Source organism: Mesorhizobium sp. M1E.F.Ca.ET.063.01.1.1, assembly GCF_003998155.1.
In the GTDB taxonomy this organism is placed as follows: Bacteria; Pseudomonadota; Alphaproteobacteria; order Rhizobiales; family Rhizobiaceae; genus Mesorhizobium.
In genome coordinates this window covers 1-1,239 of sequence record NZ_RZSC01001163.1, presented here as the reverse complement: position 1 = coordinate 1,239, position 1,239 = coordinate 1, and the positions used below count along the sequence as shown (strand labels likewise).

Annotated in this window: 1 protein-coding gene and 1 pseudogene; both read right to left on the bottom strand. The window is 65.1% G+C overall.

Features of this window, described 5'->3' with window-relative positions; all coding sequences use genetic code 11:
• Positions 1-320: pseudogene (locus EOA29_RS36920) on the bottom strand (hypothetical protein); the annotation flags it as partial.
• Between the two features lie 97 nt (positions 321-417).
• The coding region (locus EOA29_RS36915) for an aminotransferase class III-fold pyridoxal phosphate-dependent enzyme (RefSeq protein WP_127222423.1) at positions 418-1,239 on the bottom strand (822 nt) is incomplete at its 5' end.

Sequence of the window (1,239 nt, the reverse complement as noted above, 5' to 3'; positions counted from 1 at the left end):
ATATAGGGAACGCTGCCGACCGTCGCCGCGCAGCCGCCGATGCCGACCACCCAGACGACAAGGCCGGCAATCGCCCAGTTGCGCTGCGTCCTGCGGAAGTGCTCGGCATCGCGCCAAGTCCCGTTCCGCCAGGCCCAGCGGCTGCCGCGCGCGCCCAGCACGAAGATCATGACGATGTTGACGAGAGGGATCAGCGCCAGCAGCGCGATGAAGGTGTTGTTGCCGATACCCCAGATCCAGTTGAGCAGGAATGCGCCCCAGTTCCAGCGGTCGAGCTCTGGCGGGATCTGGGCAGACTGGTTGAGCGGTTGCACGGCCATGATTTCCTCCCGGCACAGTTGCCTGACGGGTTTTAGAGCATGATCGGCGGCAGGGAACAGCCGGGCGTCATCATGATGACGCCAGGCTGTGGTTTCGTCAGCGCTTCCGCAGATCCGCCTCGGCAAGGTCGAGCGCCCTGGCGATACGCTCGCAGGCCATGTCGATCGTGTCGCGCGTCCAGATCAGCGGCGGCGAAAGAATCATCGTGTCCCCGGTGGCGCGCAGCATCATGCCTTGCGAAATCGCGTGGTCGCGCACGACCACGGCAGCGCTGCCCGACGGCAGGTAGCGTTCCTTGGTCGCCTTGTCCTTGACGATCTCGATTGCCCCCATCAGGCCGATCGAGCGCACCTCGCCGACCAGATTATGGCCGGCGATACGCTCCTGCAGCGCCTGCGCGAAATAGGGACCGGTGTCGGTCCTGACCCGTTCGACGAGGCCCTCCCGCTCGATGATCTCAAGGTTCTTCAACGCCACCGCGCAGGCGACCGGATGACCGGAATAGGTGTAGCCGTGATAGAACTCGCCGCCCTTCTCGACCAGGGTCGAGGCAATGCGGTCACTGACCAGCAGCGCCGACAGCGGCTGGTAGCCGGAGGTCAGCGCCTTGGCGGTGGTGATTGTGTCGGGCTCGACGTCGAAGGTCTGCGCCGCGAACCATTCGCCGGTGCGGCCATAGCCGGTGATCACCTCGTCGAGCATCAGCAGCACGTCGTATTTGCGGCAGATGCGCTGCACCTCGGGCCAATAGCTCATCGGCGGGATTTTTACGCCGCCCGCGCCCATCACCGGCTCGCCGATGAAAGCCGCGACCTTGTCTGCGCCGGCTTCGAGGATCGCGTCCTCGACGGCCTTGGCCGCGCGGATGCCGAAATCATGGTCGCTTTCGCCGGGCAGCGCGAGCTCATAGGCATAGGG